This is a genomic window from Xylanibacter muris (genome assembly GCF_013166605.1).
GTDB classification, from domain to species: domain Bacteria; phylum Bacteroidota; class Bacteroidia; order Bacteroidales; family Bacteroidaceae; genus Prevotella; species Prevotella muris.
Genome location: NZ_JABKKF010000014.1, coordinates 20,256 through 36,330 on the forward strand (window position 1 = coordinate 20,256; position 16,075 = coordinate 36,330).

Annotated in this window: 12 protein-coding genes and 2 tRNA genes; 8 read left to right on the forward strand and 6 right to left on the reverse strand. The window is 44.5% G+C overall.

Going from position 1 to position 16,075, the window contains the following annotated elements; genetic code table 11:
- Window positions 1–85 precede the first annotated feature (85 nt).
- Together eno and HPS56_RS11705 are read left to right on the forward strand one after the other, a co-directional pair.
- Window positions 86–1,393: a phosphopyruvate hydratase gene (eno, locus tag HPS56_RS11700; RefSeq protein WP_172276813.1), complete on the forward strand. Its 1,308-nt coding sequence runs from the start codon at window positions 86–88 to the stop codon at window positions 1,391–1,393.
- Window position 1,394: 1 nt separating this feature from the next.
- Window positions 1,395–1,634, forward strand: a complete 240-nt coding sequence (locus HPS56_RS11705) for a hypothetical protein (protein WP_172276816.1) — start codon at window positions 1,395–1,397, stop codon at window positions 1,632–1,634.
- 54 nt (window positions 1,635–1,688) lie between these two features.
- Here the strand turns inward: HPS56_RS11705 and HPS56_RS11710 are convergent, their stop codons facing one another.
- Complete coding sequence (locus tag HPS56_RS11710) at window positions 1,689–2,516, reverse strand: carboxylesterase family protein (RefSeq protein WP_172276819.1); 828 nt, start codon at window positions 2,514–2,516, stop codon at window positions 1,689–1,691.
- A 471-nt stretch (window positions 2,517–2,987) separates the two neighbouring features.
- Between HPS56_RS11710 and HPS56_RS11715 the strand changes: the two genes are divergently transcribed.
- From HPS56_RS11715 to HPS56_RS11740, 6 genes are all read left to right on the forward strand, one after another.
- The gene (locus HPS56_RS11715; RefSeq protein WP_172276822.1) at window positions 2,988–3,494 is read left to right on the forward strand and encodes a DMP19 family protein; all 507 of its coding nucleotides are present in this window, start codon (window positions 2,988–2,990) and stop codon (window positions 3,492–3,494) included.
- Between the two features lie 37 nt (window positions 3,495–3,531).
- Window positions 3,532–4,011: an SsrA-binding protein SmpB gene (smpB, locus tag HPS56_RS11720; RefSeq protein WP_172276825.1), complete on the forward strand. Its 480-nt coding sequence runs from the start codon at window positions 3,532–3,534 to the stop codon at window positions 4,009–4,011.
- A 149-nt stretch (window positions 4,012–4,160) separates the two neighbouring features.
- Window positions 4,161–6,863, forward strand: coding sequence for a methionine synthase (gene metH / locus HPS56_RS11725; RefSeq protein ID WP_253952466.1), 2,703 nt, complete (start codon window positions 4,161–4,163; stop codon window positions 6,861–6,863).
- A gap of 92 nt (window positions 6,864–6,955) precedes the next feature.
- Window positions 6,956–7,573, forward strand: coding sequence for an HAD family hydrolase (locus HPS56_RS11730; RefSeq protein ID WP_172276831.1), 618 nt, complete (start codon window positions 6,956–6,958; stop codon window positions 7,571–7,573).
- A 145-nt stretch (window positions 7,574–7,718) separates the two neighbouring features.
- On the forward strand, window positions 7,719–9,197 hold the full coding sequence (locus tag HPS56_RS11735) for a glycoside hydrolase family 10-like protein (protein WP_253952467.1): 1,479 nt from the start codon (window positions 7,719–7,721) through the stop codon (window positions 9,195–9,197).
- A gap of 6 nt (window positions 9,198–9,203) precedes the next feature.
- The gene (locus HPS56_RS11740; protein WP_172276834.1) at window positions 9,204–10,097 is read left to right on the forward strand and encodes a DUF5715 family protein; all 894 of its coding nucleotides are present in this window, start codon (window positions 9,204–9,206) and stop codon (window positions 10,095–10,097) included.
- Between the two features lie 290 nt (window positions 10,098–10,387).
- Here the strand turns inward: HPS56_RS11740 and HPS56_RS11745 are convergent.
- The 5 genes from HPS56_RS11745 to HPS56_RS11765 all read right to left on the reverse strand — a co-directional run bounded on the left by HPS56_RS11745 (window position 10,388) and on the right by HPS56_RS11765 (window position 16,000).
- Window positions 10,388–10,460 (reverse strand) — tRNA-Gly (locus HPS56_RS11745).
- 24 nt (window positions 10,461–10,484) lie between these two features.
- A tRNA-Thr gene (locus HPS56_RS11750) sits at window positions 10,485–10,557 on the reverse strand.
- Between the two features lie 66 nt (window positions 10,558–10,623).
- The gene (gene uvrA / locus HPS56_RS11755) at window positions 10,624–13,437 is read right to left on the reverse strand and encodes an excinuclease ABC subunit UvrA (protein WP_172276837.1); all 2,814 of its coding nucleotides are present in this window, start codon (window positions 13,435–13,437) and stop codon (window positions 10,624–10,626) included.
- A 222-nt stretch (window positions 13,438–13,659) separates the two neighbouring features.
- A complete protein-coding gene (locus HPS56_RS11760) occupies window positions 13,660–14,454 on the reverse strand; it encodes a TIGR02757 family protein (RefSeq protein ID WP_172276840.1) in 795 nt (264 codons plus the stop codon).
- A 106-nt stretch (window positions 14,455–14,560) separates the two neighbouring features.
- A complete protein-coding gene (locus HPS56_RS11765) occupies window positions 14,561–16,000 on the reverse strand; it encodes a tagaturonate reductase (RefSeq protein ID WP_172276843.1) in 1,440 nt (479 codons plus the stop codon).
- Between the last annotated feature and the right edge of the window lie 75 nt (window positions 16,001–16,075).

The following is a 16,075-nucleotide window of genomic DNA, read 5'->3' on the forward strand; positions in this document are numbered from 1 at the left end:
CGGAAAAATATCCGCAGGCAATACTTATATGTACGGCTTATCCTTACTCGTACGATTTATTTACAGACATTAAACATTTACGGACATGAACATTGAAAAGATTCACGCCAGAGAGATTCTGGATTCAAGAGGAAACCCGACAGTTGAAGTTGAAATCACTACGGACAACGGTGTTACCGGTCGTGCGTCTGTTCCGTCCGGTGCTTCGACCGGAGAGAACGAGGCATTGGAACTGCGTGACGGTGATGTTCTCAGATATGGAGGAAAAGGAGTTCTGAAGGCTGTTGAGAATGTAAATGAAGTCATTGCTCCCGAACTTATCGGCATGTCTGTTTTAGAGCAAAGGGCTATAGACAGCCGTATGCTTGCGCTCGACGGCACTCCGGCTAAGAGCCGTCTCGGGGCCAATGCTATTCTCGGTGTATCTCTTGCCGCGGCTCATACAGCGGCTAAGTGTCTTGGTGTACCTCTCTATCGCTATATAGGAGGCACGAATGCGCGCGTGTTGCCGGTGCCGATGATGAACATAATAAACGGAGGTGCACATAGTGACGCGCCTATTGCATTTCAGGAGTTTATGATACGTCCTGTCGGTGCCGGATCGGAAAGGGAAGCCGTGAGAATGGGAGCAGAGGTGTTTCATGCCCTCAAGAAGCTTCTTAAAAGCCGTGGACTAAGTACTGCTGTAGGCGATGAAGGCGGCTTTGCTCCTGAACTGAGCGGCATTACCGATGCCCTCGACAGTATCATGCAGGCCATTGCCGATGCAGGATACAGACCCGGAGACGACATCAGCATTGCCATGGACTGTGCCGCTTCGGAGTTCTCTACCTTTGAAGACGGAAAATACTATTATGATTACAGCCGTTTGAAGAACGGTGTGGAGAAAGATCCAAATGGAAAGAAACTCTCTGATGATGAACAGATTGAGTATCTCAGGGAACTGTGTGAGAAATACCCGATAGACTCCATCGAGGACGGTCTTGACGAGAACGACTGGGACGGGTGGGTGAAGCTTACACGTGTTCTTGGTGACAGGTGTCGGCTTGTCGGTGATGACCTGTTTGTGACAAATACGAAATTTCTTGGGAAAGGTATTGAAATGGGAGCCGGTAATGCCATTCTTATTAAGGTCAACCAGATTGGGACGCTCAGTGAGACGATGGATGCCATCGAGATGGCCCACCGTCACGGATATGCCACCATTACGAGCCACCGCTCCGGGGAGACGGAGGATACAACAATTGCCGATATTGCCGTGGCGACTAATTCCGGACAGATAAAGACCGGTTCGCTCAGCCGTACGGACCGGATGGCAAAATATAACCGTCTTTTGAGGATTGAGGAGGAGCTTGGTGCGAATGCTGTATACGGATATAGGAAACTGAGATAATATGATAATACTGCATATCGTACTTCTTGTCGGGGCTTTTGCGGCCATGGTCCTGCGCAGTCGGGTTTTGAAGCTTAAAGCAACGTTTTTCGATACGTTCCTGTCTGTATTGTTTTTTATTATGATTCTAAATCTGACAGACAGACTGATACCCGGCCACATGGTTCTGTCTTTCTTTATAGGTGCGGTGATATATGCTCCGGTAATACTTTGGCTGAGCAGGGATGTACCTAAGGAATGATAAGAAGTGTAATAATTTGCGGGTGCTGTAAAAAAGGCATCACCATGGAATATGTTATTCTATGGTGATGCTTGTGTCGTATACTATCTCAGGATCCTGTCCTGAGAACTCCATGTCTTTATAAGCTTTTGGCAAATCATTGTTGCCTATGTTGATGTCTTGCCTCACTGGACGTTCCCTGTCTCTTAGTGAATGTGAGAACAGCCAATCGTACATCTTCCTCATATAGAAAATCCTTGCAAGAGCTCCATGAGAGGCTCCTGGCAGCCAGTCGTATCGCAACCGCTTGTCGTTGCCAGATGATTTCAGGGCGTCGACCACCACTTTCGATTGTCTCACAGGCACGGCTCTGTCTGCGGTGCCGTGCATGATCCAAAGCGGAAGTTTGCCAAGTCCCTGCATGTCCTTCAGTGTGCATCCTCCGCACAGGGCCATTGCCGCTGCGATTTTATCGGGATATGTTCCTGCGAAATCGAGTGTTCCATATCCTCCGAGGCTCATGCCCGCCACGTAGACGCGGGTGGAGTCGAGTGCATAGTGCTTTTTCGTCCATTCAAGTACTTCGTTTATCTTTTGCGGTTTCCATGCGCCTCCCGGATTCTGCGGGACAACTACAATGGCATCTATCTGTCTTCCCTTTACTATCGCATGCAGAGGGCCATAGCGTCTTACACGGTTAAGGTCTTTTCCGCAAAGGCTTTGTCCATGGAGGAAGATTATCACAGGAGTGTTTTCCAATGTATAGTAATATTCCGTTGGGGTATATACCCAAAAGTTGTATCCTCCTGGGATGGAATCTTTCACGGGACGTATGAAGTCGTACTGGGCACTTATTCCGAGCACCATGCACAACATATATGTGATTATAATCAGTTTTTTCATTTAAAGTCGTGTTTTAGCTGTTATGTACTTGTAAATGCCGTTTCTTGGTATATGGGAGGTATCGCTTATCTTATGCAAATTTACATGAAATTATTGAAAATTCCACACAGGAGGATAAAGAAATGATTTTTCTTTAGAGGAAAGATACGGATCGTTTCCGGCAGATTCACGATGCACTCCTGTTGATTTTCTGGTATTTTACCCATTTGCGGCATTCTGCGGCCTTTGCATTGCCGGAGACGGACGGCAGCTTAACAGGGAATCCTGCGTATATATTGTAAAAAGTATTGCCTGAATCATATAGGTTTTTCACTTCCGGAAAATAAAAAGATACGGTTTGAAGTTTAAAACATCCACGTATTTTGGATAATCTCGATAAAAATTAGTAACTTCGCAGCATAAAATGCTGTGTGGGCATGCGTATATATACCGTATGTCGTACAGGAATTTCATGAATAAGATACAGTACGGATGAAAGAGATAATCATAAGAGACGCAGCGTTGAGGGCTGCCGCGGCGGAAGGCATGGATGCATTTGTTTCGGTGTTCATAGAGGCGATAGACAAGGCTATAGGCGGCAGGCTTGATGCCGGAAGCATGGCCGATTTGAATACAGACCAGATAACTCTCATGGCATACAGTATTTTGCGTGATGAAGTGATGGACGGAGGATTCGTGCAGCTCATTCACAATGGCTATGGAGGATTCATATTTCTCAACCCTTTTGCCAAAGTATTGAGAATGTGGGGAATGAGGAGCTTGTCCAAGCTGATATATAATGCCCACACATTATATTTAAAGTATCGTGCAGATATAGAGCGCGAGTGCACGGAGGAAGAGTTCATGGCCATGTTTGAGAAATATCCGGAATTTGACGACATGGACGATGAGTTTGTGGAAAACGAAGAGGAATGGACATCCTGCATCGCGGCATATATTGACGACCATATCGAAAGTTTTGCGAAAATAGAGCCGTAAGTGTATTTGAGCATGCCGGTAAATGTAAGATTGAATAATGAATAAGGAACAAGAACTTTTAAGAAAAAAGAGCCCTGTAAATATAAAGAATAAGAAAGCCTCATTTGAGTATTTCTTCATAGACACGTATACTGCAGGAATAGTGCTTACTGGAACGGAAATAAAGTCTATACGAATGGGAAAAGCCAGTCTGGTGGATACATTCTGTTATATCAGCAACGGTGAGATTTGGGTAAAGGGAATGAATGTAAGTCCCTATTTTTATGGCTCGTATAACAACCATGAGGCCAAGCGTGACCGTAAGCTCCTGCTTAACAGGAAAGAAATAGCAAAGTTGCAGAGTGCTACCAAACAGACAGGATTTACCATCGTCCCCCTCCTTGTGTTTATTGACGACAAGGGGCGTGCAAAGATGGATATTGCGCTGTGTAAGGGAAAGAAAGAATTTGACAAGCGTCAGACACTTAAAGAAAAAGAAGATCGGCGTGAGATGGACAGGGCCATAAAGCATTATTAGACGATATATGGCCAATTTGCCGGATTGTGTCTGCCTGTTGTAAGACATATATCATATAGGCATGATAAGTTATTATAAATGCAAAGGATAATTCAAAATTGGGCATTAAAGATATTATAAAACACCGTATACTGATACTTGACGGTGCCATGGGCACTATGATACAGTCTTACGGATTGACGGAAGAAGACTTTCGCGGAGAGCGTTTCACGGGTATCGGGACGTCCGTAAAAGGCAATAACGATATGCTGAACATCACGCGTCCGGATGTGATAGAGGATATACACAAGAGATATCTTGAGGCCGGAGCGGACATTATCACAACAAACACGTTTTGCAGTCAGACTGTATCGCAGGCCGATTATGGTCTCGGAGGCGCGGCCGCCGAGATGGCCTTATGCGGTGCACGTATTGCACGTCGTGCGGCAGACATGTATTCCACAGCCGCACACCTGCGGTTTGTTGCCGGTTCTGTAGGCCCTACAAACAAGACATGCTCGATGAGTCCAGATGTAAGCAATCCTGCTGCACGCGAGCTTGATTATGATACTCTTTTCGGTGCTTACTGCCGACAGATGGCGGCACTCATCGATGGCGGTGTGGATTTGTTGTTGATAGAGACAATTTTTGACACGCTTAACTCAAAGGCTGCCATAGACGCTGCGATGACAGTGATGGTGGAGAAGGGAAAGGATATTCCGATAATGCTCTCCGTAACGGTGAGCGATCTTGCCGGGCGTACTTTCAGCGGTCAGACCCTGGAGGCATTTCTTGCGAGTGTGAGCACATATCCTATATTTTCCATCGGATTGAATTGCTCCTTCGGAGCCGCCCAAATGAAACCGTACATAGAGGAGCTTGCAGCCCGTGCACCGTATTACATAAGTGTCTGTCCGAATGCCGGGCTGCCAGATGAGGTGGGAAACTATGGCGATACACCGGATGTCATGGCCGGGCACATGGCCGGACTTGTTGCAGGCAATTTTGTCAATATCATCGGTGGATGCTGCGGTACCACAGACGAGTTTATCCGCAGGCTTGTCACGGTGGCTGACGGCAAGAATCCGCATATTCCCGCCGAGGTTTCCCGTACACTGTGGCTCAGCGGATTGGAACTGCTTGATGTGACTCAGGAGGTGGGGTTTGTAAATGTCGGTGAGCGGTGCAATGTTGCCGGTTCGCGCAGATTCTTGCGTCTTATAAATGAGAAGAAATACGATGAGGCCGTGGCAATAGCTCGGAAGCAGGTTGCAGACGGTGCTCAGGTAATAGACATAAATATGGACGACGGCCTTATTGATGCAAAGTCCGAGATGGTAAATTTTCTTAACCGTATCGCGACAGAGCCGGACATAGCCAGGGTGCCTGTTATGATAGACTCCTCAAAATGGGAAGTTATTGAGGCGGGACTTAAATGCGTGCAGGGAAAAGGCATTGTCAATTCCATATCGCTTAAGGAAGGTGAAGAGACTTTCATACGACATGCCATGGACGTGAAACGCTATGGAGCGGCCGTTGTTGTGATGTGTTTCGATGAACAGGGGCAGGCAACATCCTTTGAACGGCGTATCGAAATAGCACGTCGGGCATACGGAATACTCACCGAGAAGGTGGGAATGAATCCACTTGACATAATTTTCGATCCAAACATATTGGCAGTGGCAACAGGAATGGATGAGCATGATTCTTATGCATCGGACTTTATCCGCGCCACAGGATGGATAAGAAATAATTTGCCGGGAGTGCATGTCAGTGGAGGAGTAAGCAATCTAAGTTTCTCGTTCCGTGGGAATAATTACATACGTGAGGCAATGCATGCCGTCTTCCTTTATCATGCAGTGCGTGCCGGAATGGATTTTGGAATAGTTAATCCTGCGGCAAATACGGCCTACTGTGATATTCCGGAAGAGCATCTCGGTATAATTGAGGACGTGATACTGAACAGACGTAAGGGGGCTGCCGACGACCTTATAAGACTTGCCGCTGAAATAACGGAGCACCGGAATCAGGAGACAACGGAAGTGAAATCGCGACATGATTTAGGTAAGGAAGATACTCCGGTGTCAGAAAAGACTGTAGGAGAACGTATTTCAGAGGCTGTTATAAAAGGTATAGGTGATCGCCTTGATGCAGATCTTGCAGAGGCTGTAGGACAGTATCCGCATGCTGTGGATATAATTGCGGGACCTCTGATGGACGGGATAAACGCTGTGGGAGAACAGTTCAGGTGTGGGAAAATGTTTCTTCCACAGGTGGTGAAGTCGGCACGTACGATGAAACAGGCCGTGGATTTTCTTCATCCGTACATTGCTGCGGAGAAAGTGAAGGGTGCTTCTACGGCCGGAAAGATTCTGCTTGCAACGGTGAAGGGGGATGTACATGATATTGGTAAGAATATCGTCGGTGTTGTAATGGCGTGCAATAATTATGATGTGACGGACATGGGCGTGATGGTGCCTGCCGGACAGATTGTAAGGAAAGCAATCGAGGAGCATGTCGATATTGTGGGGCTTAGCGGACTGATAACTCCGAGCCTTGAAGAGATGGTGACTGTTGTGAGGGAAATGCAGAAATATGGTCTTACAATACCTGTAATGATAGGGGGTGCGACAACGAGCGAGCTTTATGTTGCACTGAGGGTGGCATCTGTATACAGCGGGCCTGTGGTATGGGTGAGGGATGCTTCGCAAAATCCTGTTGTTGCCGCGAAATTGCTCGATAAGAAAGAACGCGGTACATTCATTAGTGCTCTCAACGACCGCTATAGCCGGTTGCGTGATGAATATGCAGGGCAATCTTCATGTATTGAATCCATAGAGGAAGCAAGAAAAAACAAGTTAAATCTGTTCTGAATGTGGTATAGGATAATTATGAGATGCCGATAAGGTGCTTTGCAAATCTTTGCCCGATATGAAAGAATGAAACAAACAAGAAGTAATAAGACATGATAAAAAATATTATATTTGACCTTGGCGGAGTTATAATGACTCTTGATCCTCAAAAGGCTGTGGAGCGTTTCATAGAGTTGGGCGTGGCTGATGCCGGCAGACGCCTTGACTCTTACACACAGTCAGGAATCTTCGGTGACATGGAAGAAGGAAAGATTTCTGCAGAGGAGTTTCGTCGTGAACTTGGAAAGCTTGCCGGACGAGAACTGACATTTGAAGACTGTAAGTATGCGTGGACGGGATACGTAAAGGAGGTTCCTGTGCGCAACCTCCGGGTTCTGTCTGAACTCAGGAAGCAGGGCTACAGGCTTATTCTGCTTTCAAATACCAATCCTTATATGATGTCATGGGCCATGAGCAAGGATTTTGATGGCCAAGGACACGCGCTTTCCGACTATTTCGACGCATGTTATCTCAGCTATAAGGTAAAGGCGATGAAGCCTTCGGAAGCTTTCTTCAGACACGTGCTTTCCTGTGAGGCCATCTTGCCGGAGGAGAGTCTTTTCCTCGATGACGGGCAACGGAATGTGGAAATGGCGGCAAAACTCGGGATAAAGACATTCTGCCCTGCAAACGGTGATGACTGGACAGAGGAGATTTACAAGTATCTTTAGAGACATACAGTGAATAGGAATGAATAATAACAGTTTTATGGACACTATAGTAAAAAGCCAGATAAAGACAGGCGTTGTTGCAGCGATTGAAAACAGGATGGATTTTCGCATGTTAGTAGTATTTGTGGGTATGATACTATCGTTGATGCTTGGTACAGATCAGATCACGGCAAAATCTGAAAGTGCCGCATATACTCATAGTAAGCGCGAGTTTCGCGGTGCGTGGATTCAGTGTGTTAACGGGCAGTTCCTCGGAATGTCCACCCAAAAGATGCAACAGACACTTACGTATCAGCTCGATGAACTGCAGAAACAGGGTGTTAACGCTATAATATTTCAGGTGCGCCCTGAATGTGATGCCCTCTATGAGAGTCGAATAGAGCCGTGGAGCCGATTCCTTACGGGAAAGCAAGGCGTGCCGCCTTATCCATATTGGGATCCGCTAAAATGGATGGTGGAGCAGAGCCATAAGCGTGGAATGGAACTGCATGCGTGGATAAACCCATATCGTGCGAAGACAACCACAACGAAAGAACTGGCTTCCAATCATATTGTTACACGAAAACCGCTCAATGCCTTTGCCTATGCCGGGCAGTATATCTTGAATCCGGGTATAGAAGAGAACCGTGAATATATCTGCAATGTGGTGGGGGATATCTTGCGTCGGTATGATGTGGACGGTCTTCATATCGATGATTATTTTTACCCATATCCGGCTGCAGGTCACGTGATTCCAGACGAGAGTCTTTATAGGAGCTGTTCAAACGGTATAGGCAACATATCCGACTGGCGGAGGTATAACGTGAATCTTTTCGTAAAACAGCTTCATGATACCATTTCAGCCGTAAAGCCGTGGGTTAAGTTCGGAGTGTCGCCATTCGGAATATACCGTAACAAGAGGAATGACCCGAACGGAAGCGAGACAAACGGTCTGCAGAACTACGATGATCTTTATGCAGATGTGTTATTATGGGTGAACAACGGATGGGTGGACTATTGTGTGCCGCAGATATATTGGCAGATCGGCCATTCTGCCGCTGATTATAAGACTTTGATAAAGTGGTGGAACAAGAATGCTTCAGCCCGTCCGCTGTATATCGGAGAGGATATAGAGAGGACAGTGAAATACGAAGGTACTGACGATCCTTCTGTCAACCAGATGCCGGCAAAGTTCAGGCTTCACCGTGAACTGCCGAATGTGAACGGTACTGTTCTTTGGTATGCCAAGGCAGCGGTAGACGACATTGGAAACTATGGCACGATGTTGCGCGAAGTGTACTGGAAGTATCCTGCTCTTCAGCCGAGAATGCCTTTTATTGACGGTAAGGCTCCGAAAAAGGTACGCCGTGTCAAGGATGTATGGACAAAAGACGGACTTATGCTCTTTTGGACTGCCCCGAAAGGTAAGGGATGGATGAACGAGGCTTCGAAGTATGTTGTCTATCGTTTTGACCGTGGTGAGAAAATCAATTTGGAAAATCCTGCGAAGATTATTGCGCTTACCGGTGACACTTTCCTCAAGTTGCCTTATAAGGATGGCAGTAGGCGTTATGTATATGTCGTGACTGCGCTTGACAGAATGCATAATGAGAGTAAGCCCGTAAAGAGAAATGTAAAGTTATAAAGTGTGATGAGGCTTTCAAAAAAGAGATATTTACAGGGATTTATCATTGTCACCATTGTTCTTGCAATAGTGAGATGCGCTTTTCCTGGTATTGCTACAGTCAGCCATTCTTCCGGTATTGACGCTTTTACCGATGACTCATTGGCTTACATCCGGTCCGGTTCTGTGGATAAGGTTACTCTCTCTGCCCAAAAAGATGATACTGTAAATACAGACGGGGATGTTGCCTGCACAGATGCTAAAAAGGATAAAGACGGTGTCTTGATATCTTCGGTGCAACCTGTAGAGAAGCGGCCTTTAAAGTTCTACAATCCCGATGGCTCGTTGCGCAAAAACAGGATTTACAGTGTGCCGACATTCAAGAACACTTTTCCCGATCTCAACGATGTGCAGATGGATGCCGCAAAACGTAATGGAGTATCTCCTGTAAAGAACAGGTTAGAGGCTGAGCACCGTATGACTGAGCTTGTTTACATTGGTGCAAATCCTTATTTCTATGTAGACAAGCTTGACAGCAGCATACCTTATCTTGTTCCACGTGCCGCTGTCTTGCTTCAGGATATTGGACGTGCGTTCTATGACAGCCTGCAAATAAAAGGCATTCCTCTTCACAAGATAATTGTTACAAGCGTAATGCGGACGAAAGAGGATGTACAGAAACTTCGCAATCACAATGGGAATGCTACGGAAAACAGCTGTCATCTTTATGGAACGACTGTTGATATTTGCTATAACCGTTATAAAACGATAGAAGATCCAGACGGACCTTCACGTCGTCAGGTTCGAAATGACACTTTGAAATGGGTTTTGAGTGAAGTTCTCCGTGACTTTCGTGACAATGGGCGGTGTTATATCAAGTATGAAGTAAAACAAGGGTGTTTTCACATGACTGTAAACTAACGCAGAAGGTCAGCTAAAAATACCAAAGCAACCAACTAATTCGCAAGATTTTCTGTATTAATTAGTTGGCTGTTTTTAGATTCTTTACTGAGGTATATTCAGTAATATCTGCTGACCCAAATTTGTCGTGTGAGTCGTAAATGGCCTAAAAATGAAAATGGCATATAAAGATGGTCTTCCATTATCATCTTATATGCCTATTTTTGTCTCTTTTATATGAATAAGTCCTGTATTAAACGTGTTGTTTACTGTAATTTTATTTGCTGTAGCCAATTGGAGATAATGAAATGAGCGGTAAACGGGACTCGAACCCGCGACCCTCGGCTTGGGAAGCCAATGCTCTACCAACTGAGCTATTACCGCGTAGATGAAAAAATAAAAGAAAAGAGCCGATACCCGGGCTCGAACCGGGGACCTATTCATTACGAATGAATTGCTCTACCAACTGAGCCATATCGGCATTGATAACCCTTTTCTTTTTGCAGGTGCAAAGTTAATATTATTTTTTGTAACTGCAAAATATTTTCTAATAAAGTTTCTCTTTCAGGTACTTTCCTGTAATACTTTTCTCACATCCGCTGACAACTTCCGGTGTTCCGGCAATTACAAGTTCACCACCTTTGTCTCCACCATCAGGACCGAGGTCGATAATGTAGTCGGCACATTTTATTATATCCATGTTGTGCTCTATCACAACAATGGTGTGTCCGCGCTCGATAAGGGCGTTGAACGACATTAAAAGTTTGTTTATATCGTGAAAGTGAAGTCCTGTTGTTGGCTCATCGAATATGAACATTGTAGGCTCCTGGCGTTCCTGACCGATGAAATATGCCAGTTTCACCCGTTGGTTCTCTCCACCGGACAATGTCGATGAACTTTGTCCTAACTTGATGTATCCGAGGCCGACATCTTCAAGTGGCTTCAGACGTTTCACAATAGTGGTCTGTTTGTGGATTGTAAAGAATTGTATTGCCTCGGATATTGTCATGTTAAGGACATCATTGATGTTCTTTTCCTTGAAATGTACATCCAGGATATCTTTTTTGAATCGCTGTCCGTTGCAGTTTTCGCAGGTGAGCACAATATCAGCCATGAACTGCATCTCTACAGTGATTACACCGGCTCCCTTACATTCATCGCATCGTCCCCCGTCAGTGTTGAACGAGAAATACTGTGAGGTGAATCCCATTTGTTGTGATAATGGCTGCTGTGCGAACAAATCACGTATGGCATCGTATGCCTTTACGTATGTGGCAGGGTTGGAACGTGTGCTTTTGCCTATAGGGTTTTGGTCTACGAACTCTACATGCTTTATTGCCGCAATATCTCCGGAAAGAGAGCTGTATTCTCCTGGTGAGTCGCATGTTTCCCCTATGTGACGTTTAAGGGCGGGATAGAGTATGCCTTTAATGAGGCTCGACTTGCCTGAGCCGCTTACTCCTGTTACAACAGTGAGGATGTTCAGTGGAATTACTGCATCGACTCCTTTCAAGTTATTCATCCGTGCACCGCAAATCATTACCGACATGTTCCAGCTTCTCCTGCTTTTCGGCAATGCTATGGCATCGTTGCCGGTTAGATATCTTACGGTATGGCTTTGTGGATATTTGGCGGCATTTATGTCGTTTATGTGTGATGTGTTTCCCTCAAACACGATTGTTCCACCTAAACTTCCCGCATCAGGTCCGACGTCTATCAGGTAGTCTGCCGCACGTATTATGTCCTCATCGTGTTCTACAACTATGACGGTATTTCCTATGTCGCGCAGCTTTTTCAATACACCTATAAGCCGGTCGGTATCGCGGCTGTGAAGTCCGATGCTTGGTTCGTCAAGGATATACAGCGATCCTACAAGACTGCTGCCGAGTGACGTCGTAAGGTTGATGCGCTGGCTTTCTCCTCCGCTCAATGTGTTTGACATGCGGTTGAGAGTAAGGTATCCTAATCCAACTTCAAGCATAAAATCAAGCCGTTGTTTTATTTCCCTTAGCAGGCGGCGGCCAATTTCTTCATCATGGCTTGACAGTTGCAGATTGTCAAACCATTCTTTAAGCCTTATGATAGGCATTTGTACAATATCATTTATGCTGCGACCGTTGATTTTTACATATTCCGCTTCTTGTTTTAAACGTGTTCCATGACATACAGGACAAATGGTTTTCCCTCTATATCTGCTTAGCATCACACGATACTGTATCTTATATTGGTTTTCCTGCACCATTTGGAAAAACGCATCAATGCATGCCCTGTCTTTCACTGCTTTATATTTCTCGGACGGAAGACCGTGCCATAGCTGGTTTTTCTGTTGTTGTGTGAGACTATAGTACGGTTCGAATATAGGGAAATTGTCGTCTTTTGCCCTTCGGCAGAACTCTTCTTTCCATATTTTCATTTTATCGCCATGCCAGCACACTACGCATCCGTCGTAGACACTGAGAGACGGATTGGGAATAACAAGTTTCTCATCGATGCCGATAACATTTCCATACCCCTGACACTCAGGACAGGCTCCGACTGGCGAGTTGAATGAAAACATATTGTCATCAGGCTCTTTGAAAACCATACCGTCTGCTTCGAATCTTGTTGAGAACTCATATACAATCATAGACGGTAGGAACATAATCTTGCATGTTCCATCACCTTCATACATTGCCGTTTCCACAGAGTCTGTGATACGGCTTATCGTGTCGTTGGAAAAGTTTACGGACATGCGGTCGATAACGAGAGAAATATCCTTGGGACAGATATCCAGGTTTTCATTGTTTTCAAGAAAGTCTTCTATCTGTATGAAATTGCCGTTTACATATATACGTGAATATCCCTGAAGTACATACATGCGCAGTTGTTGTTCAAGTGTGCGTCCTTCTATTGGATGCAACCCGTTCATGACAACAAATCTTGTTCCTTCGGAATACTTTTTTATGCAGTTGATGATGTCTTCCGTACTGTGTCTTTTAACCTCTTCACCGCTAACGGGGGAGTATGTGTGGCCTATCCTTGCAAAGAGAAGTCTTATATATTCATATATTTCAGTTGTTGTGCCGACAGTTGAGCGTGGATTGCGGCTTATTACTTTCTGTTCTATTGCAATGGCTGGGGGAATACCTTTTATATAGTCGCATTCAGGTTTGTTCATACGTCCCAGAAACTGGCGGGCATAAGCTGACAGACTTTCCACATACCGGCGTTGACCTTCGGCATACAGGGTATCAAATGCAAGAGACGATTTCCCGGAACCGCTCACTCCTGCAATTACAATGAATTTGTTGCGTGGAATTCTTATATCTATGTTTTTAAGGTTGTTGACCCTTGCACCTTTTATATCAATATAGTTGTTCATTATAGAATGTATATTGTAAAAAACTAATATAATTGGTATTGTCCTGATTTACAAAGTTATTATATTTTTGTTTTATAGACAAAAGTATGGGGCGTTTTTATAATTTTATAGCAGTTGCATTATTTATATTATTGTTGTAAAACTTTGTATGCCGTCTTTCTGTATCTGGATACAGGTTTTAATGATATTGATGTGACAGGAGGATAATAGTTTATGTGTGTTTTATTTATTGTTTATCCCATATCCGAATAATGCAAAATCTGCTTTCATCGGGTCTTCTGGAAATATCTCGGCCATACGTGCGGACAATTGTCGTGCTGCAGACATCGATGCCGTCTTGTTTTTTAGTAATCCTAATTTTACAGCTTGTTGCATGACGTGTGTGTCCATCGGTATTATAAGTGTGCGGAGGTCTATTATATCTTTCCACAGGCCGAGGTCGACTGGTGACCCGCTGCGTACCATCCATCTTAGAAACATGCATATTCTTTTGCATGATGATGTGGTATTTTTGGGGATAATACCTTCAATCCCGTTTGCAGCGAAGTACTGACAGATTGCTGCCACGGCATCAATACATTTACCATGCATGATGTTGTCTTTATTGTCTGATTTTGACGGATTGCCGTCGTTTAAAGATGAAATACTGTTTTTAACGAATTCTCCTATTGAGCCATATTGCAGCAGCATGTTTTGAAGTGTATGTAAGAAAGCGTTCATCGTGTGATATGTATATAGCCGATAGTAACATTTGTTCCTATTGTCGGGGATGTCAATTTCAAACTCACCGGATTTTACCCATTTGTATACGTTGCCCTCGGAATAGTCCAATATATTTTGTATTTTGGGCATAAACTGCTTTCTGTTGCCATAGCTCAGACATGATGCGATGAAAGCAATGGTCTCTTGATTCTCCTTTCCGTTTACTTGGTGCATGAACCAACTCGGGTCACCGTTAATAAATTCTTTTGTTTCGTATTTATCGGCATATTGTCTCAATATTTCTTCTGTTAGCATCTTATGTGTTTTTATATCCCATATATAATGAAAGAGGCCGGAAAAGCAAAAACTTTCCGGCCTTTCTTTATTATTGTTTTATTAAATAGCTTTTATTATGAAGATATTAAAGAATAGTTTTAACGGCCTCAAGCATACCTTTATCCTGAATAAGGTCAAGATACATTTTAACCATTGCGTTCAGACCTTCGATATCGTTCAGGTCTTCATTCCATATAGATGTTGCACCAAGAACTCCGTCAGCAACTTTTTGTGTGTCACCTGTAGCCCAAAGGTTCTTCAGTAAATCCATAATATCCTGTGCGTCATTAGGTATGATTTCTGTTCCGTCTTCACGCTTGCCGCCTTTGTAATAAGTGATTATTGCCGCCAAACCGAATACCAGTCCCTTTGGCAGTTCGCCTTTGCGCTCAAGATATGTTTTTACTCCAGGCAGGTCACGTGCACAGAATTTCGGGAATGAGTTAAGCATGATGCTTGTTACCTGATGGTCTACATAAGGATTGTCGAAACGTTCCAAAACGTCTGCTGCAAATTTCTCCAACTCTTCCATAGGCAGGTCAAGTGTCTGCATAAGCTCATCAAACTGTACCTTGTGTATATATTGGCTTATGGTTTCGTGGTTGCAGGCGTCGCGTACGATATTTACACCGCTTAAGAATGCCACTGGAGAAAGAACGGTGTGCGGGCCATTCAGCAATGTGACCTTACGTTTGTGGTATGGTTCTTCTGACGGAACGAACAATACGTGCAGTCCGGCCTTGTCTGCAGGGAACTCTTTGGCAATCTCTTTCGGTGCCTCGATAACCCAAAGATGGAATGTCTCTGCCTGTACAACAAGGTTGTCGCGATAGCTTATTTTCTCCTGTATCTCTGCAATTTCCTTGCGTGGGAATCCTGGTACGATGCGGTCTACCAATGTGGCATAAACACCACAACTGTTGTCAAACCAATCTTTGAATTCTTTTGGCAACTTCCAAAGTTCAATGTATTTATTGATACAATCTTTCAGTACGTGGCCATTAAGGAAGATGAGTTCGCATGGGAATATAATCAAGCCTTTTGACGGATCACCGTTGAATGTTTGCCAACGGCGGTACAGAAGTTGTACGAGTTTTCCCGGGTATGATGATGCCGGAGCGTCTTCGAGTTTGCATGACGGGTCGAAGGCTATACCTGCTTCAGTTGTATTTGATATGACAAAACGGATTTCTGGCTGATCAGCAAGAGCCATAAAAGCCTGGTTCTGTGAATAAGGGTTAAGGGCACGGCTGATGCAGTCTATACGCTGAAGGGTATTCACGGGTTGGCCGTTTTCGCGTCCCTGAAGATTCACATGATAAAGACAATCCTGGCCGTTGAGCCATTCTGCCATTCCGCGCTCAATCGGCTGCACAACAACAACAGAACCGTTAAAGTCTGTTTTCTGATTCATGTTCCAGATAATCCAATCAACGAATGCACGAAGGAAATTTCCTTCACCGAATTGAATAACTTTTTCAGGCATTACGCTCTTAGGCGCAAATTGTTTGTTTAATGGTTTCATACTATATGGATGATTTATATCAAGTTTTTCATTTTAATGCAAAGTTAGTGATTATTTGTTTAATGGCCAAATTTT

What these genes read in the sequence shown, in the direction of transcription:
- eno (WP_172276813.1), top strand. Translation starts at nt 86, where the DNA reads ATGAACATTGAAAAGATTCACGCCAGAGAGATTCTGGATTCAAGAGGA.
- HPS56_RS11705 (WP_172276816.1), top strand. Translation starts at nt 1,395, where the DNA reads ATGATAATACTGCATATCGTACTTCTTGTCGGGGCTTTTGCGGCCATG.
- HPS56_RS11710 (WP_172276819.1), bottom strand. Translation starts at nt 2,516, where the DNA reads ATGAAAAAACTGATTATAATCACATATATGTTGTGCATGGTGCTCGGA.
- HPS56_RS11715 (WP_172276822.1), top strand. Translation starts at nt 2,988, where the DNA reads ATGAAAGAGATAATCATAAGAGACGCAGCGTTGAGGGCTGCCGCGGCG.
- smpB (WP_172276825.1), top strand. Translation starts at nt 3,532, where the DNA reads ATGAATAAGGAACAAGAACTTTTAAGAAAAAAGAGCCCTGTAAATATA.
- metH (WP_253952466.1), top strand. Translation starts at nt 4,161, where the DNA reads ATGGGCACTATGATACAGTCTTACGGATTGACGGAAGAAGACTTTCGC.
- HPS56_RS11730 (WP_172276831.1), top strand. Translation starts at nt 6,956, where the DNA reads ATGATAAAAAATATTATATTTGACCTTGGCGGAGTTATAATGACTCTT.
- HPS56_RS11735 (WP_253952467.1), top strand. Translation starts at nt 7,719, where the DNA reads ATGCTTGGTACAGATCAGATCACGGCAAAATCTGAAAGTGCCGCATAT.
- HPS56_RS11740 (WP_172276834.1), top strand. Translation starts at nt 9,204, where the DNA reads ATGAGGCTTTCAAAAAAGAGATATTTACAGGGATTTATCATTGTCACC.
- uvrA (WP_172276837.1), bottom strand. Translation starts at nt 13,437, where the DNA reads ATGAACAACTATATTGATATAAAAGGTGCAAGGGTCAACAACCTTAAA.
- HPS56_RS11760 (WP_172276840.1), bottom strand. Translation starts at nt 14,454, where the DNA reads ATGCTAACAGAAGAAATATTGAGACAATATGCCGATAAATACGAAACA.
- HPS56_RS11765 (WP_172276843.1), bottom strand. Translation starts at nt 16,000, where the DNA reads ATGAAACCATTAAACAAACAATTTGCGCCTAAGAGCGTAATGCCTGAA.